22 protein-coding genes are annotated in these 25,323 nt (G+C 59.5%); 16 read left to right on the top strand and 6 right to left on the bottom strand.

The features are described from left to right. Nucleotides 1-163: 163 nt before the first annotated feature. The 6 genes from hemF (at nt 164) to AC0QKW_RS21635 (ending at nt 5,602) form a co-directional block, all read left to right on the top strand. The gene (hemF, locus tag AC0QKW_RS21660; protein ID WP_473153180.1) at nt 164-1,198 is read left to right on the top strand and encodes an oxygen-dependent coproporphyrinogen oxidase; all 1,035 of its coding nucleotides are present in this window, start codon (nt 164-166) and stop codon (nt 1,196-1,198) included. 304 nt (nt 1,199-1,502) lie between these two features. Next, complete coding sequence (locus tag AC0QKW_RS21655) at nt 1,503-1,796, top strand: HU family DNA-binding protein (protein WP_473153179.1); 294 nt, start codon at nt 1,503-1,505, stop codon at nt 1,794-1,796. Nucleotides 1,797-1,803: 7 nt separating this feature from the next. After that, entirely contained in the window at nt 1,804-2,916 is a 1,113-nt protein-coding gene (cobD, locus tag AC0QKW_RS21650) for a threonine-phosphate decarboxylase CobD (protein ID WP_473153178.1), read from the top strand. Between the two features lie 33 nt (nt 2,917-2,949). Next, nucleotides 2,950-4,500 carry an ABC transporter ATP-binding protein gene (locus tag AC0QKW_RS21645; protein WP_473153177.1) on the top strand — a complete coding sequence of 517 codons (1,551 nt, stop codon included), beginning with the start codon at nt 2,950-2,952 and terminating at the stop codon, nt 4,498-4,500. A gap of 109 nt (nt 4,501-4,609) precedes the next feature. After that, nucleotides 4,610-5,092: a peptidoglycan-binding domain-containing protein gene (locus tag AC0QKW_RS21640; protein ID WP_473153176.1), complete on the top strand. Its 483-nt coding sequence runs from the start codon at nt 4,610-4,612 to the stop codon at nt 5,090-5,092. A 3-nt stretch (nt 5,093-5,095) separates the two neighbouring features. Next, nucleotides 5,096-5,602 (top strand): lipocalin-like domain-containing protein, encoded by a 507-nt coding sequence (locus tag AC0QKW_RS21635; RefSeq protein ID WP_473153175.1) that lies wholly within the window; start codon nt 5,096-5,098, stop codon nt 5,600-5,602. Here AC0QKW_RS21635 and pdxH read toward each other — a convergent pair. The 3 genes from pdxH to AC0QKW_RS21620 form a co-directional block, all read right to left on the bottom strand. Then, on the bottom strand, nt 5,591-6,226 hold the full coding sequence (gene pdxH, locus AC0QKW_RS21630; protein ID WP_473153174.1) for a pyridoxamine 5'-phosphate oxidase: 636 nt from the start codon (nt 6,224-6,226) through the stop codon (nt 5,591-5,593). The two genes, AC0QKW_RS21635 and pdxH, sit on opposite strands and share 12 nt — an antisense overlap. 5 nt (nt 6,227-6,231) lie before the next feature. After that, nucleotides 6,232-7,152: a thylakoid membrane protein ThyD gene (gene thyD, locus AC0QKW_RS21625; protein ID WP_473153173.1), complete on the bottom strand. Its 921-nt coding sequence runs from the start codon at nt 7,150-7,152 to the stop codon at nt 6,232-6,234. Nucleotides 7,153-7,315: 163 nt separating this feature from the next. Further along, on the bottom strand, nt 7,316-7,999 hold the full coding sequence (locus tag AC0QKW_RS21620) for a zinc metallopeptidase (RefSeq protein WP_473153172.1): 684 nt from the start codon (nt 7,997-7,999) through the stop codon (nt 7,316-7,318). Between the two features lie 236 nt (nt 8,000-8,235). On the opposite strand from AC0QKW_RS21620, the gene AC0QKW_RS21615 reads away from it, so the two are divergent. The 4 genes from AC0QKW_RS21615 (at nt 8,236) to AC0QKW_RS21600 (ending at nt 12,871) form a co-directional block, all read left to right on the top strand. Continuing rightward, nucleotides 8,236-9,261, top strand: coding sequence for a permease (locus tag AC0QKW_RS21615; RefSeq protein WP_473153171.1), 1,026 nt, complete (start codon nt 8,236-8,238; stop codon nt 9,259-9,261). Nucleotides 9,262-9,358: 97 nt separating this feature from the next. Beyond that, nucleotides 9,359-10,150, top strand: coding sequence for a TIGR03943 family putative permease subunit (locus tag AC0QKW_RS21610; protein WP_473153170.1), 792 nt, complete (start codon nt 9,359-9,361; stop codon nt 10,148-10,150). Between the two features lie 4 nt (nt 10,151-10,154). Continuing rightward, the gene (locus tag AC0QKW_RS21605; RefSeq protein ID WP_473153169.1) at nt 10,155-11,810 is read left to right on the top strand and encodes an Ig-like domain-containing domain; all 1,656 of its coding nucleotides are present in this window, start codon (nt 10,155-10,157) and stop codon (nt 11,808-11,810) included. A gap of 155 nt (nt 11,811-11,965) precedes the next feature. Continuing rightward, on the top strand, nt 11,966-12,871 hold the full coding sequence (locus AC0QKW_RS21600; RefSeq protein WP_473153168.1) for a pirin family protein: 906 nt from the start codon (nt 11,966-11,968) through the stop codon (nt 12,869-12,871). A 149-nt stretch (nt 12,872-13,020) separates the two neighbouring features. On the opposite strand, the gene AC0QKW_RS21595 is transcribed toward AC0QKW_RS21600, so the two are convergent. Both AC0QKW_RS21595 and dnaK read right to left on the bottom strand, forming a co-directional pair. Then, a complete protein-coding gene (locus AC0QKW_RS21595; protein ID WP_473153167.1) occupies nt 13,021-14,367 on the bottom strand; it encodes a (Fe-S)-binding protein in 1,347 nt (448 codons plus the stop codon). A 177-nt stretch (nt 14,368-14,544) separates the two neighbouring features. Further along, nucleotides 14,545-16,455 (bottom strand): molecular chaperone DnaK, encoded by a 1,911-nt coding sequence (gene dnaK / locus AC0QKW_RS21590; protein WP_473153166.1) that lies wholly within the window; start codon nt 16,453-16,455, stop codon nt 14,545-14,547. 129 nt (nt 16,456-16,584) lie between these two features. Here dnaK and AC0QKW_RS21585 point away from each other — a divergent pair, with 129 nt between their 5' ends. The 6 genes from AC0QKW_RS21585 to AC0QKW_RS21560 all read left to right on the top strand — a co-directional run bounded on the left by AC0QKW_RS21585 (nt 16,585) and on the right by AC0QKW_RS21560 (nt 23,414). Beyond that, nucleotides 16,585-17,079 carry a hypothetical protein gene (locus tag AC0QKW_RS21585; protein ID WP_473153165.1) on the top strand — a complete coding sequence of 165 codons (495 nt, stop codon included), beginning with the start codon at nt 16,585-16,587 and terminating at the stop codon, nt 17,077-17,079. A 608-nt stretch (nt 17,080-17,687) separates the two neighbouring features. Beyond that, nucleotides 17,688-19,004 carry a CmpA/NrtA family ABC transporter substrate-binding protein gene (locus AC0QKW_RS21580; RefSeq protein ID WP_473153164.1) on the top strand — a complete coding sequence of 439 codons (1,317 nt, stop codon included), beginning with the start codon at nt 17,688-17,690 and terminating at the stop codon, nt 19,002-19,004. A gap of 113 nt (nt 19,005-19,117) precedes the next feature. Continuing rightward, nucleotides 19,118-19,963, top strand: coding sequence for a nitrate ABC transporter permease (gene ntrB / locus AC0QKW_RS21575; RefSeq protein WP_473153163.1), 846 nt, complete (start codon nt 19,118-19,120; stop codon nt 19,961-19,963). A gap of 272 nt (nt 19,964-20,235) precedes the next feature. Continuing rightward, complete coding sequence (locus tag AC0QKW_RS21570; RefSeq protein ID WP_473153162.1) at nt 20,236-22,236, top strand: ABC transporter ATP-binding/substrate-binding protein; 2,001 nt, start codon at nt 20,236-20,238, stop codon at nt 22,234-22,236. Between the two features lie 155 nt (nt 22,237-22,391). Then, nucleotides 22,392-23,228, top strand: a complete 837-nt coding sequence (locus AC0QKW_RS21565; protein ID WP_473153161.1) for an ABC transporter ATP-binding protein — start codon at nt 22,392-22,394, stop codon at nt 23,226-23,228. Nucleotides 23,229-23,267: 39 nt separating this feature from the next. After that, on the top strand, nt 23,268-23,414 hold the full coding sequence (locus AC0QKW_RS21560; RefSeq protein WP_473153160.1) for a hypothetical protein: 147 nt from the start codon (nt 23,268-23,270) through the stop codon (nt 23,412-23,414). Between the two features lie 184 nt (nt 23,415-23,598). On the opposite strand, the gene AC0QKW_RS21555 is transcribed toward AC0QKW_RS21560, so the two are convergent. Then, nucleotides 23,599-25,230, bottom strand: coding sequence for a cation:proton antiporter (locus AC0QKW_RS21555; protein ID WP_473153159.1), 1,632 nt, complete (start codon nt 25,228-25,230; stop codon nt 23,599-23,601). Nucleotides 25,231-25,323 lie beyond the last annotated feature (93 nt).

Below are 25,323 nucleotides of genomic sequence, written 5' to 3'. Positions count from 1 at the left end.
ACAACTTCATTCAATAGCGAACTTACCCGGTTGCGATAGACCCTAAAGAGGTAAAACCAAACAGCGGTCAAACCAATGGATCCCTAAGTTCTGCGCTAAGACCATTCCACAGTGTGGCATATTCAAACTGTTGCCGACATAACATATTGTTTTCTCGACGCCCATGACCACTACCCCTGCTTCTAAGCCCGTTACCACTGCGCCACCGGCCGACTCTCGCGATCGCGTCAGCACTATGCTGAAGCAGCTCCAAGACAGCATTTGTGACCGTCTAGAGGCCCTCGACGGCGGTGCCCAGTTTCAGCAAGACGCCTGGGATCGGCCCGAGGGCGGCGGCGGTCGTTCTCGCGTGATCAAGCAGGGCCGCATCTTTGAGCAGGGCGGCGTAAATTTTTCTGAGGTGTGGGGCGATCGCCTACCGCCGTCGATCTTAGTGCAGCGCCCTGAGGCGGCGGGGCATCGGTTCTATGCCACCGGTACCTCTATGGTGCTGCACCCCCGCAACCCCTACGTGCCCACGGTGCACCTCAACTATCGCTACTTTGAGGCGGGGCCAGTGTGGTGGTTTGGCGGCGGCATTGACCTCACCCCCTACTACCCCTTTGATGACGATGTGGTGCACTTTCACCAGACGTTGAAAACGACGTGCGATCGCCACCATCTTGAGTATTACAAAGTATTTAAGCCCTGGTGTGACGAGTACTTCTACCTCAAGCACCGGGGCGAGACCCGAGGCGTGGGCGGCATTTTCTTTGACTACCAAGACGGCCAGGGCCTGCTCTACCGTGGCCCCGACGAGGGCAAAGCCGCCGACCAAACCAGCCAGAGCATTGGCGAACTGCCTCAGCGCTCGTGGGACGATCTGTTTAACTTCGCCCGCGACTGCGGCAATGCCTTTTTGCCGGCCTACGTGCCCATCGTCGAGCGCCGCCACAATACTGAGTACGGCGACCACCAGCGGCAGTTTCAGCTCTACCGCCGGGGGCGCTACGTCGAGTTCAACCTGGTCTATGACCGGGGCACTATTTTTGGGCTACAAACCAACGGTCGCACCGAGTCCATTTTGATGTCGCTGCCGCCCCTGGTGCGCTGGGAGTACGGCTACACCCCCACCCCCGACAGCCCCGAAGCCCGTCTCTACGATGTGTTTCTCAAGCCCCAAGACTGGATCAACTGGACGGGCGGCGAAGCCGCCTAAAGCGCTCAAGTCCCCCAATCTATCGATCAACTCTGACTCAGCAGGGATTTTAGACCACACCCAGGATCCGCCCAGAGGCGAATGCTGGGTGTTTTGCTGTTAACTTTCTTAAAAAACCCCGAAATCCACATAAATTAAAGCTTTTAGCGATCCACTTTTTCGGGGTTGCCCTTAAAATGGGGCAGTGAAATTCTGGATTGACAGGGGTTTCAGCCATTCTGGCTACCGGGGTGGTGTCTACCCTCTGGGCCGATTGCCAGAATGCGATTGCTACTCCAGTGTTTTTTGCCCATAGGAGACAGTTATGAACAAAGCCGAACTCGTCGATACGGTGGCTGAGAAGGCCTCCGCTGCTAGCGACAAGCCCGTGACTAAGAAAGAAGTTGATCTGGTCATCTCTGCTACCATCGACGCCATCATTGAAGCCGTAGCTGCGGGCGAAAAAGTCACCCTGGTAGGGTTTGGCTCCTTTGAGCGGCGTGAGCGCAAAGAGCGCGAAGGGCGCAACCCCAAAACCGGCGATACCATGGTGATTCCAGCCACTAAGGTGCCTGCCTTTTCTGCGGGCAAATTGTTCAAGGAAAAAGTGGCCAAGTAACCGCCCCTTGAGTTCTACCTCCCCTCACACGCCTTCTGTTCGACCCGTTCATGGGGGAAATTTAGCCTGGGCGGCTGCGATCGCCGGCTGTTCCCCCACTTCTCTTTTAGACTTTTCTGCCAGTATTAATCCGCTGGGGCCGCCGGAGTCGGTGACCCAAGCTATGGCCGCTGCCCTGGGGCAGCTGAGCCACTACCCCGACCCCCAGTACAGCGATCTGCGCCGCGCCCTAGGCAGTTATCACGACCTCGATGCCGACTGGGTGCTGCCTGGCAACGGAGCCGCTGAGTTGCTCACCTGGGCCGCCCGCGATATGGCTGAGAGCCCCGGCCCCGGAGGTTGTCATTTATTAACGCCCGCCTTCAGCGACTATGGTCGCGCCCTTGAGGCTTTCCAGGTTCCCCTACGGCCCTGGCCGCTGTCGTTGGTCACTCTGGCGAACCAAGAGCCCCCCGAGACGGCTCGGGTTTGGCCTGTACCCGAGGCGACCGGCCTGCTGATCAATAACCCTCACAACCCCACGGGGCGACTGTTCTCGATAGACAGCCTAGCGCCTCTGCTCGATCGCTTTGCTCTCGTGGTGGTCGATGAGGCATTTATGGATTTTTTGCCTCCTGACCGGCAGCAGTCGTTGATAGGCCACCTTGAGCGCTATTCAAACCTAGTGGTGCTGCGATCGCTGACTAAGTTTTATACCCTGCCGGGGCTGCGCATTGGTTACGCTCTGGGTCACCCCGATCGCCTGCATCGCTGGCAGGGCTGGCGCGACCCCTGGCCGGTCAATACCCTGGCGGCGGCAGCGGCGATCGCCGCCGTCCAAGATACCGCCTTTCAAGCCCGCACCTGGCAGTGGCTGCCCCCGGCCCGCAAAACTCTGTTCGAGGGGTTGCAGGCGATGGCTGGCCTCGCCCCCCTGGCCGCAGCCGCCAACTACCTATTGGTCAAAACCGCGCTCCCGGCACCGATTTTGCAAGAGCGCCTGCTGCGGAGGCATCGGGTGCTAATTCGAGATTGTCTGAGCTTTGCCGAGCTGGGCCACGATTACTTTCGGGTAGCGGTGCGCAGCCCGGCTGAAAATGACCGTTTGCTAACAGCCCTAAAGGAGGCTGTGGCAGTATGATGACCTGACTGTCGATATCCACCCTTGATATCTATGACCACGCTGCCTGCTCCTGCCCTGATTACCCTGGATGCACCCCCAGAGCTGAAGGTGGTCAACATGACCAAACGGTTTGGCAGTCTGGTGGCGCTCAGCGATGTCTCTCTGACGCTTAAACCCGGTACTTTTCACGGTCTGCTCGGAGAAAACGGGGCGGGCAAAAGTACTCTGGTGAAGTGCATCATGGGCTTTTATACCCCCACCACTGGGCAGATTTTGATCGATGACCAGGTGCACCCGATCAAGAGCCCTAAAGATGCCCACCACTACGGCATCGGCATGGTGTATCAGCACTTCACCTCGGTACCGGCCATGACCGTGGCCGAAAATCTGGTGCTCAGTCGCTACGACAACACCCAGGTGATCAACTGGAAGCAAGAGTACGCCGACCTGGGCAGATTTATGGCGCGATCGCCTTTTCAGGTTGACCTCGATGTGCCCATTAGCCAGCTGGCGGCGGGGCAAAAACAAAAGCTCGAAATTCTCAAGCAGCTCTACCTGCAAAGCCGCATTCTCATTCTCGATGAGCCCACTTCGGTGCTCACCCCCGACGAGGCCGACGAGGTGCTAGGGCTGCTGCGTCAGGAAGTGCAGGCCGGACACCTGAGCGTACTGCTGATCACCCACAAGTTTCGCGAAGTGCTGGCCTTTACCGATGAGGTGACGGTGCTGCGCAAGGGCCATCTGGCGGGCACTGGGGCAGTCGCCGACCTCACCGTGGCCGACATGGCCCGCATGATGTTAGGGGCCGAGCGGGTCACCAAAGCCGTAGACAAAACCCAGTCAGAGGCCCCCCCTCGGGCGGTGCTCTCAGCCCACCGGCTGGCAGCGCTAAAAGACAATGGCCTGATCGCCTTTGGCCCCCTTGACCTGACCGTCCACAGCGGCGAGATCGTCGGCATTGCCGGGGTGTCGGGCAACGGTCAGCGGGAGCTAGTCGAGGTGCTGGCAGGGCAGCGATCGCCCGCCCAGGGCCAGGTAAAAATCAATGACGAACCCTACGGGGCCACCCGGGCCGAAATGGTGCGCCACGGCGTCTATGCCCTGCCCGAGGAACCCCTGCGCAATGCCTGCGTACCGGGTATGAGCGTGGCCGAAAACATGGCCCTGCGCACCTTTGACCGTCCGCCCCAGGCACGGGGACGCCTGTGGCTGATGCTGGGTGCTATTCGCGCGGCGGCCCAGGAGCTAATTGCCGCCTTCTCGGTGAAAACCCCTGCGCCCGAAACCCCGATTCAAAATCTCTCCGGTGGCAATGTGCAGCGGGCGGTGCTGGCACGAGAGCTATCTTCGCCCGATGTCAACCTGCTGATTGCCGCCAACCCCTGCTTTGGGCTAGATTTTGCGGCGGTTGACCAAATTCACAATGCCATCGTCGATGCCCGCAACCGTGGGGTAGCGGTGCTGTTGGTGAGTGAAGACCTCGATGAGCTGCTGGCTTTGAGCGATCGCATTTTTGTCATCAGCGACGGCCAGTTGGTCTACGAGAGCGCTGTCGAACAGGCCGACATCGCCGACATCGGCCACAAAATGGCTGGGCACTAGCCCAGGTAGGGGTTTCTCCTCTCCTCGGCCCCGGCCTGCAGCGGGTAAACTACAGACTGAGCGGTAGGCACAATCTCCTGATACCGAACCGAACCACGCGAGTCAGACCATGGGTAAATTGTTAGCGCACCAAATGCCCGGCATCGCCGAGGCCGACTGCCTTGAGCTTGTGCAAGAATACTGCCACCTAGCCACTCGACCCAGCTTAAGCGAGAACGAATCTCAGCGCATGGATGATTTGCTCGCTCTAGCGGAGCAGGACGGGCGACTTAACTTTTGGATTAACGAAGCAGATCACTTCATTGACCATGCCATTGGCCTGGGCAGCTATAGCCGCGTCTATGCCTCGGTCAACGAAAACCTCAAGGCGCGCCTGCGTGAGCTAATCGACCTAACCGACCACGCCCACCCAGGGGACGAGACCCTAGAGCTGATCTATGAGCTCGATGAAAGCCTGGCCGAAGGTACCCGTCAGGTGCAGCGGCAGTTAACCAAGCGCGGCTACGATCCTGGCCCTGTGGACGGGGTGGACGGGCCAAAAACCCAGCGCGCCCTACGTCAGTTTCAGCAGTCTCAAGGATTAGACCACTAACCCTTGGCACCTCTCCCCCAGCCCCCCAATCTTCTAGTGGGCCACTGGCGACTCTCGGCCATCAGAGCTATCTATGGCGATGGCACCGTTGACCCTGAAGTCTATGGTGCAGACCCAGTGGGCTATCTCAGCTATAGTGCGCCGGTCTCTGGCCCAGCCCCTGGGCCAGGGCACATGATGGTGATGTTTGAGCGGCGCGATCGCGCCCGGCTCAGCGGCAACCCTACCTCGCCCTTTAGCCTAGACTCGTTACCGGTGGAAGAGCTGGCCCAGGCGTTTGTCAGTTTTAGCGCCTACGCTGGCACCTACACCCTGCACGGTGACCAAGTCCACCATCACTTGATCACCGCCTCGATCCCCAATCGGGTGGGCACGACCCTGGTACGTCAGTTTAGTTTCAGCGGCGACGGCCTGACCCTGCGCACCCCAGCGCTGATCAAGAGCGGCACTTCCCTGATCTTTGAATTGGTTTGGCAACGTCTAGACGCCCAGGCCGGGCTAGGGCGATAACCGGGCGATCGCCCAATTCCCATCTTTCAGGCTGTACAAAAAGCGATCGTGCAGGCGGCTCGATCGCCCCTGCCAAAACTCAAAGCTGATGGGCTTAACCCGATAGCCGCCCCAAAAGTCGGGCAGAGGTATCTCTTGATGGAGAAACTTTTCCTTCATCTTCTCAAACTGCATTTCGAGCAGCTGCCGCGACGAAATAATCGTGCTCTGCTGTGACACCCAGGCCCCCAGCTGGCTGCCCCGAGGCCGCGACGAAAAGTAGCGCAGCGACTCGGCAACTGAGATTTTGCTAGCGGTACCGGCGATCGCCACCTGCCGCTCCAGCGGGTACCACGGGAAAAGCATCGACACCTGGGCATTGCCCGCCATGTGCTGGGCCTTACGGCTGCCGTAGTTGGTAAAAAAGACCAGCCCGTCGCGATCGAAGTACTTGAGTAGCACCGTGCGCTGGTAGGGCGCGCCCTCGGGCGACACCGTCGAGAGCACGAGGGCATTGGGCTCCAGCAGCTCTGCCTCCTGGGCCTGCTTAAACCACAGCTCAAACTGGGCAAAGGGGTCGGGGTTGAGATCGGGCAGGTCTAGCCCCCGCTGGGTATAGTCGCGGCGCAGCTCACCAATATCCATGCAGGTTACACAATTTCGTCAAGGGCGTTTTTGACCAGGGTGTACTGGTAGCTAAAGCCGCTGGCCTCAGTCCGCTTAGGGAGCACCTGCTGCCCTTCTAGCACCACCTGGGCGCCATCGCCCAAAATGGTCTCTAGCACAAAGTCAGGCACCGGCAGCCAGCTGGGGCGATTGAGCACCTTGCCCAGAGTCTTGCAAAACTCATCCATTCTCACCGGGTTGGGGGCAGTGGCGTTGTAGACACCTTCCATCTGCGGGTTTTGCAGCGCCTGCACAATCAAATTCACCAGATCGTCGCGGTGAATCCACGAAAACCACTGGCGACCACTGCCAATGGGGCCACCGGCAAACATACGAAAGGGAGTCAGCATTTTGGCCACCGCGCCCCCCATGCCCAGCACAATGCCAAACCGCAAAATCACCAGTCGGGTACCAAAATCCTTCACGGGCTGGGCTGCCCCTTCCCAGGCCTGACACACCTGGGAGAGAAAGTCATCTTCGATGGGGGTGCTGGTTTCGTCAAAGGCAGCGGTTTCGCTGGTGCCGTAGTAGCCAATCGCCGAGGCATTGACCCACACCGAGGGCTTGGGGTCGGCCTTGGCCAAAGCCTCGACCAATTTCTCAGTGCCGATCTTGCGGCTGTCCATGATGGCCTGCTTGTGCTCGTCGCTCCAGCGCTCGGAGATGGGCGCACCCGCTAAATTCACCACCCCATCGCAGCCCGAGAGTACGCCGCTCTGCCAATCGCCCGACTCTAGCGGGCTATAGCCCACCACCTCAACCTGAGGAAAGGCCCCAGCAGGAAACATCCGGCGACCATGGTCAACGCTGCGGGTCAGCACCACAACGCTGTGGCCCTCGCTCTGCAATCGCTCTACCAGGCGACTGCCAACAAACCCTGTAGCTCCAGTAATTGCAACTTTCATGGGCACCTGACTGCAGAAGAAAACACCCATTCAAAACTGGGGCTTGGTCTAGGATAAACCATCCCGGTGGGCCACTCCCACGCAAGTCTCTAAGAAACAATGCCCTGGGAGTTGAGGTCTCCCAGAGCATTGTTTCTTAAGCTCACCAGCTTGATCGCCCCATCTACCGACGGCGATTGATCAGCATGACGTAGTAGAGCAGGTTGAGTAGGGCGGTAAATGCCGTGGCCACATAGGTCCAGGCTGCCGCACTGAGCACGGCCTTTGCACCTTTGTGCTCTTCGCCCTGGAGAATGCCGAGCTCGTCGACCAGGCGGAGGGCACGGCTAGACGCATCGAACTCCACCGGTAGGGTCACGACATGAAACAGCAGCACCGTGGCAAAGAATAAAACCCCCAGCCAGGCCAGGTTGAGAATGTTGAAAATCAGACCGGCCATAATCAGCATTGGCCCCAGGCTAGAACCCAGGTTAACCACGGGCACCAGCGATGCCCGCAGATTCATAAACTTGTAGTCTTCCACGTCTTGCAGCACGTGGCCACACTCGTGGGCGGCCACCGCCGCCGCTGATAGCGAGGTAGACCCATAAATACCCTGGGAAAGGCGCACCGCCTTAGCGCGAGGGTCGTAGTGGTCAGTGAGCTCGCCAGCCACCGGTTCAACTTTTACGCCTTGAACGCCCTTTTTGGAAAGAATGGTCTGGGCTACCTGAGCCCCAGTCATGCCCATGGTGGACTGCACCTGGGAGTATTTTTGGTAGGTGCCTTTTACTTTACTCTGAGCCCAAAAGGTCAGAATGCCGGTGGGGATGGCAACGAGCAGAATATAGATGGGGTCAAAGAACATGGCCTAGACCGGGGGTAGAAAGGAGTAAGTTATATGCTGCGAATCATAGCAGCCCAGTTATAAAGATCCCCTAAGCTTAAGTTGCTTTTAGGCTTCAAGCTGCCTGGTAGAGTGCGGGTTGCCTGAGGGTTAGCGATCCCCGCCCACCGACAAGGGCCATCGAGATCAGCTAAGATGTGCTTCGACCTATAGATGTTTATGCATCAGGTCGGGTTTCCTGCACCGCAGCCCATGCTATGACTCAACTCAATAACGGCATTACGCTATTTTTTAGCCTGCTGGTGGAGGCGATGCCCTTTCTACTGCTGGGGGTAATTTTCTCCAGCGTGCTGCTGCTGTTTGTCGATGAGCAAAAGCTGCTAAACGTCATTCCTAAGAATGTGGTGCTGGCGGCCTTGGCAGGGAGCCTAATTGGGTTTCTGTTTCCGGTGTGTGAGTGTGGCAACATTCCGGTGGCGCGGCGGCTGCTGACCAAGGGGGCACCGACGGCGGTGGCGATCGGGTTTTTGCTGGCGGCCCCGACGGTCAACCCGATCGTGTTTTGGGCGACGTGGATTGCCTTTCGCGACCAGCCGGAGATTGTATTTTTGCGGGTGGGCTTTACGCTGATCGTGGCGATCGCCATTGCCCTCATTTTCAGCGCCCAAGCAGACGTGCGCCCCTTTCTCCAGGAAAACCTCACTCGCATGATGGGGGAGCCTGCGCCCACCTCCCCGGCGTCTCTCCCTGAGCCTGAGGTTTCTCCCCTGCTCAAGTCGGGCACGTTTCTCATGCAGTCGGGGGGGCAGGTGCTGCAGCTCGATGCGCCACCGGCCCAGGTGATGGCCCAGGTGGCTGTTGCTCAACCCCCGATGGCTGCCCGGCTGCGAATGATGGTCGACAATATGGTGCTGGAGCTGCGAGAGCTAGGGGCCGTACTGGTGATCGGCAGTGCGATCGCCGCCTTTGTCCAGGTCGCTGTCCCCCGCGATATTATCCTTAGCCTGGGCCAGGGGCCAATCACCTCGATTTTGGCGATGATGGCCCTGGCCTGGGTGGTGTCGATCTGCTCTACGGTAGATTCGTTTTTTGCGCTGTCATTTGCCTCTACCTTCACCAGTGGGTCGCTGCTGGCCTTTCTGGTCTTTGGCCCCATGATCGACCTGAAAAACATCAGCCTGCTGCTGACGGTATTTAAGGGCCGAGCGATCATCTATTTATTTGTGCTGGCGGCACAACTCACCTTCCTGCTCACGTTGGTGATGAACCTCTACATGGGGTAGCCCAAAATCCCATAGAAAAATCCGGGTGTGAACCGTAGACCCCAAGGGCAAGTCGCCGTTTACCCCTAGCCCATCCCTCCATTGCCTCACTCTTTCCATGACTCCCTCCACTCCTACCATCTCTCGCCGACCTCGCCGTGCCATTCCTTGGCAGGCTCTCACCGATGCCGCGATGCTGCTGCTGTGGGGAGTGATGCTGCTGCGCTTTACGGTGACAGGGAAGCTCTACCTGCTGCTACACCCCGACTACATGTGGCTGTCCCACTTGGCTATGGTGCTGCTGCTGGGCATGGGTCTGGCTCGGGTGGTGCAGATTTGGTTTAGCTATCGCCAGGGGCAAGGGCAGGCCATTCGCAGCCAAGAGCATATGGCACTGATGCCTCGCCAGGTAAGCGTGGGCCTGCTGATCGCGATCGCCATCTTTGGCCTGATCTACACTCCGCGCCCCTTCGCCAGCGAGACCGCCTTTCAGCGGGGCATTACCGATGTGCTGGGTCAGACGCGATCGCGGCCCCAGCGCTTTTCTCTTAGCGGCGATTCGAGCGATCGCACCATTGTGGACTGGGTGCGCACCCTCAACGTCTACCCCGAGCCCGACGCCTACGCAGGGCAGATCGCCAAGGTCAGCGGCTTTGTCGCCCACATCCCCGGCTGGCCCGAGGAATATTTTATGATCTCGCGGTTTGTGCTCACCTGCTGCGCCGCCGACGCCTACCCGGTGGGTTTGCCGGTGGTGCTACCGGCGGGCACTCCGCGCCCCGACCCAGACACCTGGCTGGAGGTTGAGGGCACCCTAGAGACCGCCACCCTCGACGGCAAGCGCCAGCTCACCATCGGTTCTGCCTCTCTGACCGAAATTCCTGAACCCCGTACCCCCTACGAATACTAGATCTATGGCCCGTCGCCACCCCCGCCGCCGTACTCGTACTCTGGGTCTTACCCAGCCCCTCGATCGCCTTGCCCTGGTGGTGATGGCAGGGCTCTCCCTCGCTCTCGGGCTGCTGATGCTTTCGGGCGATCACGCCACGGCGCGGGTGCGCGACTTTACCTGGCAAGAGCGCCAAGTGGGGGCTGAAGATCGGGCGTTTTTGATCACCTTCAGTCGCCCGATGGATGTGGCCAGCGTGGAGTCAAATCTCAAGCTCGACCCGCCGCTGCCCGGCAAGCTGAGCTGGGCCGGGCGGCGCATGGCCTACACCCTGACGGCCCCCCTGCCCTACGGCGAGTCGTTTACGGTGAGTCTGGCGGGGGCGCGCGATCGCTACGCCGACCGCACCGGTCGGTCCAGTCGCTTCGAGCCTTTTCAGAGCCAGTTTGAGACCCGGCCCCGAGCATTTTTCTACATCGGTACGGCGGGAGATGAGGCCAATCGTCTGGTAATGGCTAATTTGGGCAGGCAAGAACGCACCATTCTCACCCCCAAAAACCTGGCGGTGATGGCCTTTAAACCCTACCCTTTGGGCGATCGCGTGCTCTTCTCCGCCACCGATACCAGCCAGGAGAGCAGCCTGCTAAACCAGCAGATCTACACTGTCACCACTGGGCTTACCCCCCGCCCCCCCGAAGACTTCATGGCCGAGCGCCCCCCGGTCTGGCAGCGCCTCTTGCCTCAGCCCGCCGCCCCCGCCTCTGGGCAGCTCACCCTGCTACTCGACGATCGCGACTACCAAAATCTCAAATTTGACCTCTCTGCCGATGGGCAGACCATCGTTGTGCAGCGGGTCAGCCAGCAAAACCCCGCCGACTTTGGCCCCTGGCTACTGCGGGAGGGCAAGGCACCCCAACCCATCGAAACCGAGCCCGGCGGCGACTTTTTGATCGCCCCCGACAGCCAGTCGCTGCTGCTGCTCCAGGGTCAGGGCACCGCCATTATCGACCTGGGCGATAGCACCAGAGGCCCCCGTCAGCCTCTCGACTTTTTGCCCAACTACGGTCGGGTGCTCGACATGGCCGCCGACGGTGGGGCCGCCGCCATGGTCAACTTCAACCAAGATGACCCCGAGAAGCGCTTTACAGAGTCGCTGTTTTTGGTCACCAACCAGGGCCGCGAAGAGGAGCTTATGCGGGTGAATGGGGCCATTCTCGACGCCCAGTTTGACCCCGGGGGGCAGGTGCTCTACGTGCTGGCCAGCGAGCTGGTGGAGGGCCAGTCCGACCCTGAACCCGGCACCCTCCAGGCGACTGATGCCTATGAAGAGCAGCCCCTGTTGCTGGCGGTCACTCTGGCCGATAGTGCGGTCACCCCCCTGCTGCGTCTGCCCCAGCAGCAGCGCATTCACATGAATGTGGCCCCCGACGGGCGATCGCTGCTTCTAGACCTAGCTAGCCAGAGGCCAGAGGCCGAAGCGGGTGCTCGCATCTGGCTGCTGCCTGTGGCACAACAACCCCTAGAGCCAGAGGGGGAAGAGACGGCCATGGCAGAGATTGCCGATTCTAGCGAAGGGGCCGGGAATGGTGAGGAAGAAGCATCTGCTCCGACCGCTGTACCGGCGGTGTTAGAGCCTGAGCCCTTCCCCTTTGGCGGGCTGCAAGCCACCTGGCTGCCCTAAACCTGGCTATCCTGGATAGATAAAGACATTTTTGAAAAAGAAGATACCCCCCTGTAGGGGCGCAGGGCCTGCGCCCTAGGGAGAAAGCAAAACTATTGGGTATTTTTGTTGCCAGAATTGTCCTAATCAGTAGACCCATTGGTGAGCAAGTGGCCATGCCGACCCTCAATCAGCCCAGTACGACCTCCGGTTCAAAGAGCCTGCACAGCATTCAGCGCACCCGCGATCGCCACTGGGTGGGCGACGGTTTTCCGGTGCGTACGCTGCTGGCCTACAACGGTCTGGGGCAGGCGATTAGTCCTTTTTTGCTGCTCGACTATGCTGGGCCAGCCAGCTTCTCACCCACGACCGCGCGGCGGGGGGTGGGTGAGCACCCCCACCGGGGCTTTGAGACCGTGACCATCGTCTACGACGGCGAGGTCGAGCATCGCGACTCTGCCGGGGGCGGCGGCATCATCGGCCCCGGCGATGTGCAGTGGATGACCGCTGCTGCTGGCCTGGTGCACGAAGAGTTTCACGGCCCAAACTTTGCCCAGACGGGTGGCCCCTTTGAGATGGTGCAGCTGTGGGTCAACCTGCCCGCCCAAGACAAGATGGCCCCACCCCGCTACCAGGGCATCACCAGCGATCGCATTCCTGTCGTAGAGTTGCCCGATGGCCAGGGCCGCCTGCGGGTGATCGCCGGAGACTTTGAGGGAGCTCAAGGGCCAGCCCAAACCTTTACCCCCATAAACCTGTGGGATCTGCGACTGACCGGTGGCAAACAGGTGAGCTTGGCGGTACCTGAAGGCTACACCACCATTCTTGTGGTGCTGAAGGGAGCGGTGCAGGTAGGTGGCTCGGAGCCGATCGCCGAGGCTGAGATTGGCATCTGCGATCGCGCTGGCACCACGCTAATGCTCGACTGTGAACAAGACAGCGTCGCCCTGCTGCTGTGCGGCGAGCCCATCGACGAGCCCATCGTCGGCCACGGCCCGTTTGTGATGAATACCACCGAGGAGATTTACCAGGCGATCGCCGATTACCAGAGCGGCAAAATGGGCGCTTTAGTGCCCCGGTAGCGGTTGGGTGACGGTTGGGAAACAGTCAGTAACCCTGCAGATTCATAGCAAATCCTGTCTGTACACCTCCGATTCGTAGGGGCATTGCAGTGCAATGCTCCCTACCAGGTATCGGTTTTAACCCGAGGTTTTGTGGGTCGGATTTGATCTCAATCTAGCGGCAGCGGTACGCCGCGCATGGAGAAATCGAGCAGCTCGATCGGGTGAAACAGGGGGATGGTGCGATCTTGGTCGGCCATGTGCTGCTGAATTTGCAGCGAGCAGCCGGGGTTGGGCGACGCCACCAGCACCGCGCCGGTATTCAGCAGATTTTTTACCTTCATCTGGCCCAGCTCGGTGGCTACCTCGGGGTGCAGCATGTTGTAGACCCCGGCACTGCCGCAGCAGAGCGCCCCGTCAATAGGCTCCCGCAGGGTAACGCCAGGAATTTGCCGCAGCAGCTGTCGGGGCTGAAGGCCAATCTTTTGCCCGTGGAGTAGGTGGCAGGCATCTTGATAGACGATCGGCAAGGCTCCCTCGGCCAGGGGGTGCAGAGGTGTAGTCAGTCCCACCTGAGCCAAAAATTCTTGCACATCGCGGACTTTGGCGACAAAAGCCTTGGCCCGTTCAAAATAGGCGGGGTCATCCTGCAGGATATGGTGGTACTCCTTGAGGGTGTGGCCGCAGCCCGCCGCGTTGATTACCACAAAGTCGACCTCGGCGGCCTCAAAGCAGTCGATCATACGGCGGGCCAGAGCCTGGGCCTGGGCTGCTTGCCCCTGGTGGGCGGGCAGGGCCGAGCAGCACCCCTGTTCGTGGGGAATCACCACTTCGCAGCCGTTGGCGCTCAGCACCCGCGCCGTCGCCGCATTGACATCGGAGAAAAATACCCGCTGCACACAGCCCAGCACCATGCCCACCCGGTAGCGTTTTTGGCCCTCAGCGGGAATCAGTTCAGGCAGGTCATCCTGAAAACTCTCGGCGGTGATCGGGGGCAGCAGCGACTCCATCGCCGCCAAGCTAGGGGAGAGTTTGGCCAGCAGCCCAGTTTTCTGCACCAGCTTGGAAATACCCAGCTTTTGATACAGATACAGCGGCCCGGCCACCGCCCGCAGCCGGGTAGGGTAGGGAAAAAGACTGAAGATCAGCGATCGCACCAGTCGTTCTCCCAGAGGGCGATCGTGGTTGCGCTCAACCTGGGGGCGCACCGCCGCGATTAGCTGGTCGTACTGCACCCCCGAGGGGCAGGCCGTCGTACAGGCCAGACAGCCCAAGCAAGAGTCAAAATGCCCCGCCGAGGTGGCCGACAGGGGTGCTTCGCCCGTGTTGATCGCATCCATTAGATAGATGCGCCCCCTGGGCGAATCCATCTCTTTACCCAGCACCCGGTAGCTGGGGCAGGTGGTCAGGCAAAACCCGCAGTGCACACAGGCGTCAATCAGCTTGGGGTCGGGGGGGTGCTGGGCATCAAACCCGCCGGAAAAAGGGGTTGTAGCAGAAGACTCTGAGGTCGGCATGGACGCACGGGTAAGGACTGTATTTCAGCCTAGCGCGGTTGCCCTTGCCTTGATCCCCATGGCGACAAAGATTCTGCAATGCTCACCATAGGCCGAGGACGGAAAAGGCAAAAAAAAGCGGATAGCGATCGCTATCCGCTCTATGCCTAGCCAGAGCAAGGAGACTGAGCCACTGGTTTAGTTAGAGCCGGGCTCAGAGAACTCGGCGTCGATCACGTCGTCGCCACCGTCAGTACCGCTGGCAGAGCTACCGGCAGCGGCCTCGGGGCCGGGGGCACCTTCGCCACCCGCCTGCTGGTAGAGGTTGGTGCTGATGCCGTAGAGGGTCTGCTGCAGCTCACCGGTGAGGGTTTTGATGGTGTCAAAGTCCTCAGCTTCGATGGCGGTACGCAGGGCCGCGATCTGGCCTTCGGCCTTCTCTTTGTCGGCGGCGGGCACCTTGTCGCCCATGTCGGCCAGCTGTTTCTCAGCCTGGTAGGTGAGCGAGTCAGCCTGATTTTTGAGGTCGATGCGCTCGCGACGCTCTTTGTCGGCGGCGGCGTTGGCTTCGGCGTCTTTCACCATGCGATCGACCTCGTTGTCGTCGAGGGTCGAGGCCCCCGAGATGGTGATGGTCTGCTCTTTGCCAGCACCTTTGTCTTTGGCGGTGACATTGAGAATGCCGTTGGCGTCAATGTCAAAGATCACCTCGATTTGGGGCACACCCCGGGGCGCAGCAGGAATGCCGGAGAGCTGGAAGGTACCCAGACTCTTATTGTCGGTGGCCATTTCACGCTCGCCCTGGAGCACCTTGATCTCCACATTGGTCTGGCCGTCTTGGGCCGTGGAGAATACCTCCGACTTTTTAGTGGGGATGGTGGTGTTGCGGGGAATCAGCTTGGTCATGACGCCGCCCAGGGTTTCTACCCCCAGAGACAGGGGGGTGACATCGAGCAGCAGAATGTCTTTGACTTCGCCTGCCAGCACACCGCCCTGAATGGCGGCACCCACCGCTACCACTTCGTCGGGGTTGACGGTCTCGTTGGGATCTTTGTCGAGGGTGCGCTTGACCACATCTTTAATCGCCGGGATGCGGGTCGAACCACCCACCAGCACCACTTCGTCGATGTTGGTCTTGTTTAGCTTGGCGTCTTTCAGCGCCTGCTCGACGGGAATGCGGCAGCGATCGATCAGATCGGCGCAGAGCTCTTCGAACTTGGCCCGGGTGAGGGTCATTTCCAGGTGCTTGGGGCCGTCCTGGGTGGCGGTGATGAAGGGCAGGTTGATTTCGGCCTGGGTCACGTTTGACAGCTCAATCTTGGCTTTTTCGGCGGCCTCGGTGAGGCGCTGGAGGGCCTGCTTGTCTTTGCGCAGGTCGATGCCTTCGAGCTTTTGAAACTCGCCCGCCAGGTAGTCGACGATCTTTTTGTCGAAGTCGTCGCCGCCCAGGTGAGTGTCGCCAGAGGTAGCCAGCACCTCAAACACGCCGTCGCCCACTTCGAGAATGGAGACGTCGAAGGTACCGCCACCCAGGTCAAATACGAGGATGGTTTCATTGCTCTTGCGATCTAGGCCGTAGGCCAGCGACGCGGCGGTAGGCTCGTTGATAATCCGCAGCACTTCGAGACCGGCGATCTTGCCGGCGTCTTTGGTTGCCTGGCGCTGGGAGTCGTTAAAGTACGCAGGCACGGTGATCACGGCCTGGGTGACTTTTTCGCCCAGGTACTTACCGGCATCGTCGGCCAGCTTGCGCAGGATCTGGGCCGAAATTTCTTCTGGGGAGAACTGCTGGCCCGCCTGGGGACAGTCGATTTTAAGGTTGTTGCCCACGTTCAGCACTTTGTAGGCCACCTCGGTGGACTCGTTGCTCACCTCGTCGTAACGACGGCCAATAAAGCGCTTGACCGAGTAAAAGGTGTTTTCGGTGTTCATCACCGCCTGGCGTTTGGCAATCTGGCCTACCAGGCGATCGCCGTTTTTGGCGTAGGCGACGACTGAGGGGGTCGTGCGAAAGCCTTCGGCGTTAGCGATCACGGTGGGTTTGCCACCTTCCATAACAGCAACCACTGAGTTGGTGGTGCCCAAGTCAATTCCAACTACTTTTCCCATATTTTCTTTGCTCCGGCTTGACAGCTATATCTATAGTGCTAGCAAAGCCTATTTCTCTGAAGGGGGGGATACCGAACCGCCGAAGGCGGGGTTGCAGCGATCGCCCAGCAGACTCGTAACCAGACCACCTTGCGATCGCCCGGCAAAGCGCTTAGCCTGAGCGGTGAAGATACCCTGGTGAACTCAATGGATTTAATGGGCATGGTCAATCAGGCGATCGCCGCTGCCGATACTGAGGCTAACGGCGGTCTGATGGGGTCTCTACTGGGCAGCCTCAACAACGCCCCAGTCGACAACAACAAAATCGGCGGCATTGCCAGCGATCTTCAGGGCGTGCTTCAGGCCAAAGGGCAAGGCAATCCTGGGGCACTGATGGGGGTGCTGCAAGCCGTCGCCGCCACCGGAGCCGTAGAGCAGCTGCTAGCGTCAGAGCAGGTGAGCGCGATCGCTCAGCATGTCGGGGCCGACCCAGCCATGGTCAAAAGCATCACCCCTCTGATCGCCCAGTTTTTGGTCAAGGGCTCTAACGCCCAGGGCGGCGGGCTATTGCAAAAGGTGCTCTCGGGCGAGGTTGACCTGGGCCAGATGGCCGGGCTAATCAGCATGGCTAGCAAGTTTCTCTAGATCCAGAGCAGCATCCTAGGCCCGCCAGCAAAGCCCGAGAAAGATGATCAGCCGGTTAGTTCGCCGGGGAGCGCAGCGCTCCCCGGCATTTTTTTTGCGCAGATTATGCAAAACCTACATTCTGCCCATGCGATAAAAGGATGACTTGCTCTAAAGAGTGACCAAAAATACAAAACGCTCTGCAAAGTTTGAATAACTTAACTTCAAATGCCCAGAGCAAAAATACAGAAATGGAAGTTTTTACTTGGCATCTTAATTAGCTAGATCACCTTAAGGCTCGCAATTTTGTCAACTCTGAACCTTATTTTCCTAGCAGAATTACCCATCTGCAAAAGATCAGCCTAGTTTTCCTACTTGTCTTAGGGCAAGACTCTTTCTAAAGTCGGTCAATGCCCTGATTGTCTCTGTTTGAAAACGTATTCTCCGAATATTCTGCTAGCGTCGCCACAGTTTGACTCACTTAAGTCTGATTTTATGGAGAGTCAAATTGTAGTGGTGACAGATTAGAGAGTCGAATGCGTTTGAGCTTGCCTGTTAGATAACGGGCTGATTCTTTTTGTTATTTGTATCGTCGTTCTTGCATCGCATACCGCTGGAGAAAGCACCTCATGACTCGATTAAATCGCCGCAAATTTTTGATCACCGCAGGTACTGCCGCTGCGGGTACTGTGCTCCTCCACGCTTGTAGTCAAGATGGGCCAGCTTCCACTTCTTCAGAGGCCCCAGCTGAGACCGGTGCCGCAGTAGCAATTGATCCACCTGAAACCACCACCGCCAGGCTTGGCTTTATTGCCCTAACCGACTCGGCACCGCTGATCATCGCCAAGGTCAAGGGCTTTTTCGACAAATACGGCATGACCGACGTGTCAGTAGAAAAGCAGGCCTCCTGGGGCACCACCCGCGACAACCTGGTGCTGGGTTCCGGCGGCGGCGGCATTGACGGGGCGCACATTCTCACCCCCATGCCCTACCTGATTTCTAACGGCATTGTCACCGACGGCAACAAGGTGCCGATGTACATCCTGGCCCGCCTCAACGTCAATGGCCAGGGCATTTCTCTGCCCAGTGAGTATGCCAGCCTCAATGTCGGGGTAGATAGCAGCCCCCTGAAGGCTGAGTTTGCACGACTCAAGTCTGGCGGAAAAGACCTGAAGGCGGCGATGACCTTCCCCGGCGGCACCCACGATATGTGGATTCGCTACTGGCTGGCGGCGGGTGGCATTGACCCCGACACCGAAATCTCTACCATTGTGGTGCCTCCGGCCCAGATGGTGGCCAACGCCAAGGTGGGCAACATGGATGCTTTCTGTGTGGGCGAGCCCTGGCCTCTGCAAACCGTGAACCAGCAGATTGGCTTCAACGCCCTGACCACCGGGGAAATGTGGAAAGACCACCCCGAAAAAGCCTTTGGGATGCGGGCCGACTGGGTGGATGCCAACCCCAACGCCACCAAGGCAATGCTGATGGCGGTGCTAGAAGCCCAAATGTGGTGCGACCAGGCCGAAAACAAAGAGGAAATGTGCCGCATTCTCTCGGAGCGGGCCTGGTTCAACGTGCCCTTTGACGACATCATCGATCGCTCTATGGGCAAGTTTGACTTTGGCAATGGCCGGGTGGAAGAACTCCCCGACCTGATGCAGAAATACTGGGCCGACAACGCCTCCTACCCTTACAAGAGCCACGACCTTTGGTTCTTGGTGGAGAACATTCGTTGGGGTCTGCTGCCCCAGGACACCGATGTCAACGCCTGGGTAGAGGGCGTGAACCGGGAAGATCTCTGGCGCGAAGCGGCCACTGCCATTGGCCAAGAGGCAGCCATTCCGGCCAGCACCTCTCGCGGCGTAGAAACCTTCTTCGATGGCGTCACCTTCGACCCCGAAAATCCCCAGGCTTACCTGGACAGCCTCAAGATCAAAAAGGTCTAAGCCCTCACCCCCAACCCCTCTCCCCTTGGGAGGGGGCACATCGGGGGGGGAATTACGTCCCTCACCCCCTTTGACGTCTCGCTGCCCCGCAACCTCGCCACTGGAGATCATCGATGACCGCACCCCTTGACATTCGCCCAACCCGACCACGGTTTGATGTAGCCCGCTTGAGCCAGCAGGTGCTCAATGGGCTAAAAGGACTGATTCCCCCCGCTGTGGCCATTTTAATTTTCCTTGCGATTTGGCAAGTGCTAACCATGAGCCCCAGCGCCACCCTGCCCACCCCCATCCGCACCGTTCAAGATACCTGGGAACTAATTATCAATCCCTTTTTCGACTACGGCGGCACTGATAAAGGGCTATTTTGGCAGGTGCTAACCAGTCTGCAACGGGTGGCCATTGGCTTTTCTTTGGCGGCGGTGGCTGGGGTGGCTCTCGGCATTTTGGTGGGTACTAGCTCGCTAATGTACAACGCCCTTGATCCGATTTTCCAAATTTTGAGAACGGTCCCTCCATTGGCCTGGCTGCCAATTTCCTTGGCGGCGCTTCAGCAGGCGGGGCCAGCCTCTATTTTCGTCATCTTTATCACCGCGATTTGGCCCATTATCATCAACACCACCGAGGGCGTTCGCCAAATTCCCCAGGACTACAACAACGTCGCTAAAGTTCTGAAGCTATCCAAACCCACCTACTTTTTTAAGATTCTCTTTCCCGCTACGGTGCCCTACATTTTCACAGGTCTGCGGATCGGAATTGGCCTCTCTTGGCTGGCGATTGTGGCAGCAGAAATGTTGATTGGTGGTGTGGGCATTGGCTTCTTTATCTGGGATTCCTGGAACAGTTCCCGCATCAGCGACATCATCATTGCGATTGTCTACGTGGGTGTTGTGGGTCTGCTGCTCGATCGCCTAATCGTCTTCATCGGCACCCTGGTGCTCCCTGAGGAGCAAAAACAGTAGGGTGCATAGCGCTAAGGCTGTTTCAGCCTCGCTTCCACAATAGTCAACCTGTGATTCTGCCAGAGGTGAGTGGTGGGCGGTGCCCACCCTACCTTCTCCCCATCGAAATGTATTCGTCAGAGGTTCCCTAGCGGTGCATCGCTGCGCGGATGCACCCTACGGTTCCACAATCGCAAATCCAAAATTCTTGCAGACCCACCCCTGCCCCTCCTAGGAGGGGATGACCGTCCAAGATTCTTCTGTTCGCCTGCACCTTCATCCCCTGTTGTGCCATGTCTGTCTTTGTTGAAGTTGACCACGTCGATCGCGTCTTTAAGCTGCCCAGCGGTGGCGAATACATTGCCCTAAAAAATATCGACCTGCACATTCACAAGGGCGAGTTTGTGTCGCTGGTGGGCCACTCGGGCTGCGGCAAATCGACCCTGTTAAACATTCTCTCGGGGCTAGATCAGCCGACGACGGGGGGCATTGTGCTAGAGGGGCGACAGGTGACGGAGCCGGGGCCAGACCGGATGGTGGTGTTTCAGAACTATTCGCTGCTGCCCTGGCTGACGGTGCGCGAGAACATTGCCCTGGCGGTGAACCAGGTCATGCAGAAGCACCCCCAGCCAGTGCGCGATCGCATGATCGACCACCACATTGAGATGGTGGGGCTGCAAAAGGCGGCGAACAAGCGCCCCGGCCAGATCTCCGGCGGCATGAAGCAGCGGGTGGCGATCGCCCGCGCCCTGGCCATTCGCCCCAAGCTGCTGCTGCTGGATGAGCCTTTTGGGGCACTGGATGCCCTGACCAGAGGCGGTCTGCAGGAACAACTCATGCAGATCTGCCAGGAGAACGAAGTTACTTGCGTCATGGTGACCCACGATGTGGATGAGGCGCTGCTGCTGTCTGACCGCATCGTGCTGATGACCAACGGCCCCGAGGCCCACGTGGGCCAGATCGTGGATGTACCCTTCCCCCGGCCCCGGGAGCGCATGGAGGTGGTCAAGCACCCTAACTACTACAGCCTGCGCAACGAGATCGTCTACTTCCTCAATCAGCAGAAGCGGGCCAAGCTGCACAAGGCCAAGCCCGTGGTGGCCATGGCCGCCAACGGTCTGGAGAAGGTGAATCTGGAACTGGGCTTTATTCCCCTGGTGGACTGTGCGCCCCTGGTGGTGGCCAAGGAGAAGGGCCTGTTTGAGGCCCACGGCCTGAGCAATGTGACGCTGAACCGGGAGCCGAGCTGGAATGCGATCGCCGACGGGGTCGCCACCGGTCGCCTCGACGCCGCCATGATGGTGGCCGGTATGCCCCTGGGCATGACCCTGGGCTACGGCAACCAGCAGCCCAGGCCCATGGTCAGCGCCCTCACCCTCAGCCGCAACGGCAACGCCATCACCTTTAGCAAGCGCCTGTTTGACGACGGCGTGCGCAGCCTGGCCGACTTCAAAGCGGCGATCGATCGCCGCCCCGATCGCGTTCACACCCTGGCCGCCGTGCACCCCACCTCAATGCACAACCTGCTGCTGCGCTACTGGCTGGCCTCGGGCGGCATTGACCCCGATCGCGATGTTAGCGTCACTGTTATTCCCCCGGCGCAGATGGTGTCTACGCTAAAGTCGGGCTCTATCGACGGCTACTGCGTCGGCGAACCCTGGAACGCCCGCGCCGTCAGTGAAGGGCTGGGCGTGGTGATGGCCACCGACAACGACATCTGGCCCGGCCACATCGAGAAAGTGCTGGGCGTCACCGAAGCCTGGGCCGAACAGTATCCCAAAACCCACGTGGCCCTAGTCAAAGCCCTGCTCGAAGCCTGCGAATACTGCGACGATCGCCGCAACCGCGAAGAAATTGCTGAAATGTTGGCCAAGCCTGAATATGTGGGGGCCGACGAAGCCCACATTCGTCCCGGCTTTATTGACCCCTACGATCGCGGCGACGGCAGTACCCCTGAGCCAATACTCAACTACATCCAGTTCTTCACCGGCAAAGCCAACTACCCCGATGTCTCCGAGGCGGTGTGGATGATGACCCAGATGGCCCGCTGGGGCATTACCCCCTTCCCGCGCAACTGGCTGGCGATCGCCGAACGGGTGAAGCGAGCCGACATCTTTGGCCAGGCCGCCCGCGAGCTGGGGCTGCTGGATATTGGTCGCGATCGCCACAGTAGCCACCTCTTCGACGGCATAGAATTTGACCCTGACGAACCGCTGAAATACCTCGACAAGTTCGCCATCAAACGCGATCTGCGCATCGAAGAAATCATGCTGGACGCCGCCAGCACCCGGTAACCCCCTCCCCTCCTCGGAGGGGTGCCCGCAGGGCGGGGTGGGTCAGCCTTGGCCAGGGGAAAACCCACCCCTACCCCTCCCAGGAGGGGATTTGCCTACCCTCCCCCCCTACCCCTCACTCCCTACTCCCCACCCCTTACTCACCCACCCCGACCATGCAAGTGCTCAACTCCCCTACCCAATCCACCACCTACCAGCAGACCCAGGAACCGTTCCTGATCATCGACAACCTGTCGAAGGTCTACCCCACCCCCACGGGCGACTTTGTCGTGCTCGACGGCATCGACCTGGCGGTGAACGAAGGCGAGTTTGTCTGCGTCATCGGCCACTCGGGCTGCGGCAAATCGACCCTGCTCGACATGGTGGCCGGGTTTCGTCAGCCCACCGAGGGCGAAGTGCGCCTGCAAACCCTGCCCATCCGCGAGCCCGGCCCCGATCGCATGGTGGTGTTTCAAAACTACTCGCTGCTGCCCTGGCTGACCGCCTACGAAAACATCTATCTAGGCGTCAACTCGGTGTTCGCTAACAAGCCCGAAGCAGCCAAAAAGCACATCGTCATGGAGCACCTAGAGATGGTGGGCCTAGCCGATGTGGCCAACAAAAAGCCCAGCGCCCTCTCCGGCGGCATGAAGCAGCGGGTCTGCATTGCCCGCGCCCTGGCCCTGCGCCCCAAAGTGCTGATTCTCGACGAGCCCTTCGGTGCGTTAGATCCGATCACCCGCGAAGAACTTCAGGAAGAATTGCTCAAGATCTGGCAAGACCACCAGATCACCGTGCTGATGATCACCCACGACATTGACGAGGCGCTGTTTTTAAGCGATCGCATTGTGATGATGACCAACGGCCCCGCCGCCCAAATTGGCGAAGTCATGGCAGTGCCCTTTGCCCGCCCTCGTGATCGCGCCCGCATCATGGAAGACCCCAAATTCTATGAGCTGCGCAACGAGGCCCTTGACTTCCTCTACCACCGTCACGCCCACGCCGATACCTAACGTTCAGAGGCCCAAAGGACTGAGGTAAGCGGCGAAGTCATGGCGGTGCCCTTTGCCCGCCCCCGCGTTGGCGAAGCCACTCCGAAGGAGTATCGCGCCCGCATCATGGAAGACCCCAAATTCTATGAGCTGCGCAACGAGGCCCTCGATTTCCTCTACCACCGCCACGCCCACGACGACACCTAAATCTGCGGCCCAGAGCCTTCGGTCAGCCTGGTCGAGCCATCGCGAGAAAATTAGGGCATTGTTCTGAAATGCCTACCGCTAGACCTCTTCAAACATAGAACCGTGGTGCCCAGCGACAATGCCGCCGACAGGCGTGCTGTCGGCGGCAAGCCCATCCGACGAAACACCGCAAGCCTCTGGTGTTTCAGATTTTATCTACGACCACAGCGTTGTCTTCCACGACCACGATCGGGATGGGGCTGGTTTCTAAGACGGACTGCGACACTGACCCCACCAGCACCTCGTCTAGGGGGCGATGCCCCCGCTTACCCATGACAATCTCGGCTGCGCCATGGGTCTGGGCAGTTTGCACAATGGCTTCGGGCACTGGGCCAGCGGTGGTTAAAAAGCGATGGCGAATGTCGGCCAGCAGCAGCTTTGTCAACGCTTGCAGCTGCTCTACCCCGCTGGTGTCATCGACCCGGATCACGTGCAGCACGATCACATCGCCATCGCTGCGGCGGGCCAGTTCGGCAACTTTGGTGAGCACCGGGCGGGCCAGGGCCGAGGTATCTACTGCCGCCAGCAAGACAATCTGGCGGGCCACGGTGACTTTGGTGGGGTCGACTTCCCCCCGTTCGAGCAGCCGGGGCGCAAAGGTGGGAATCGCCCAGGCTCCCAGGGGCGCGGTCACCAAAATCGACAGGGCCGACAGGGCCAAAATAATCTCGCCGCCCTCAATGCCCTGGGCCAGGGGAATTGCCCCAATCGCCGCTTGTACCGTAGCTTTGGCCGAGTTGCCCGGCAGCAAAAACAGCCGTTCTTTCCAAGTCCAGTTGCTGCCTACCGTAGATAGATACCAGCCCAGCGATCGCCCCACCAGGGTGCCAATGGCCAGCACCAGCAGTCCCAGCCCCAGCGTATCGCCCAGCACGCTGAGCTGAATGCTCGCCCCCAGCAGCACGAAGAGAATGATCTGGGCGATCGTCCAAAGACCGTCAAAGCCGCTCCGCAGCCGCCGCGCCAGGGGGGCATCTAGCTCGATCAGAAAAAAGCCGGTCACCATCACCGCCAAATAGCCCGAAAACACCGGAAAATCTTCGGCTACCACCACCAGCAACAGGGCAACCCCCGCCGCCACCAGGGCATCTTGCACGGTATTTTGAGTCCAGTTTTGCCGGGCCAGCAGTGACACCAGCAGGTGCGCCGTCAGCCACCCCAGCAAGACCCCCAGGCTAATCTGGGCGATGATTTGCACCGGCAGCAGCTGCACCGGGCTGAGGGTGAGCAGGCCAAACCCCGTAGCCGCCCCCTGGCTGAGAAACGCCAGCAGTAGGCTAAACCCTAGCAGAAGCAGCACATCTGACAGGGCGCTGCCGGTCAAAATCGCGTCGGGGATGCCTTTTTTAACCCCCCAGCCCAGGCTTTTGAGCCGCAGCATGGCGGGCACAATCACCGCTGGCGACTCGGCCCCGATAACACAGCCCAGCAGCAGCCCCGTGGCAAAATCAAACTGAAATAGCCACACGGCCGCAACGGCAACGGCGATCGCCTCACAGGCAGCGGGCAAAAACCCCAGCCGCAGCGCCACCGACCCTTGCTGGGCCAGCTTTTCGCGATCGAGGCCCAGGCCCGCCTTCATCAAAATCACCATCACGGCAATGGTGCGCAGCCCATCTGCCGCGTCTAACACCCCTGGGCTGATCACATTGCCCACCTGGGGGCCGAGCAAAATGCCCACCAGCACCATGCCCACCAGGGCGGGGGCCTTTAGCCGCCGAGCGATCTGCCCGACAAAAAACCCCATCAGTAAAATCCAAAGAATGCTTTCTAACACTGTTTTTTACTCTCGGGCCACGCTGAGATTGAGGCGGTTACCACCGTGGCTTGTTGCAAAAGTGTTTTAAAAGCCCTAAGGCCCCTACCCTTC

It is taken from the genome of Pseudanabaena sp. PCC 9330 (assembly GCF_055795045.1).
The sequence above is the reverse complement of the archived record's forward strand: the minus strand, read 5'-3'. Positions and strand labels throughout refer to the sequence as shown.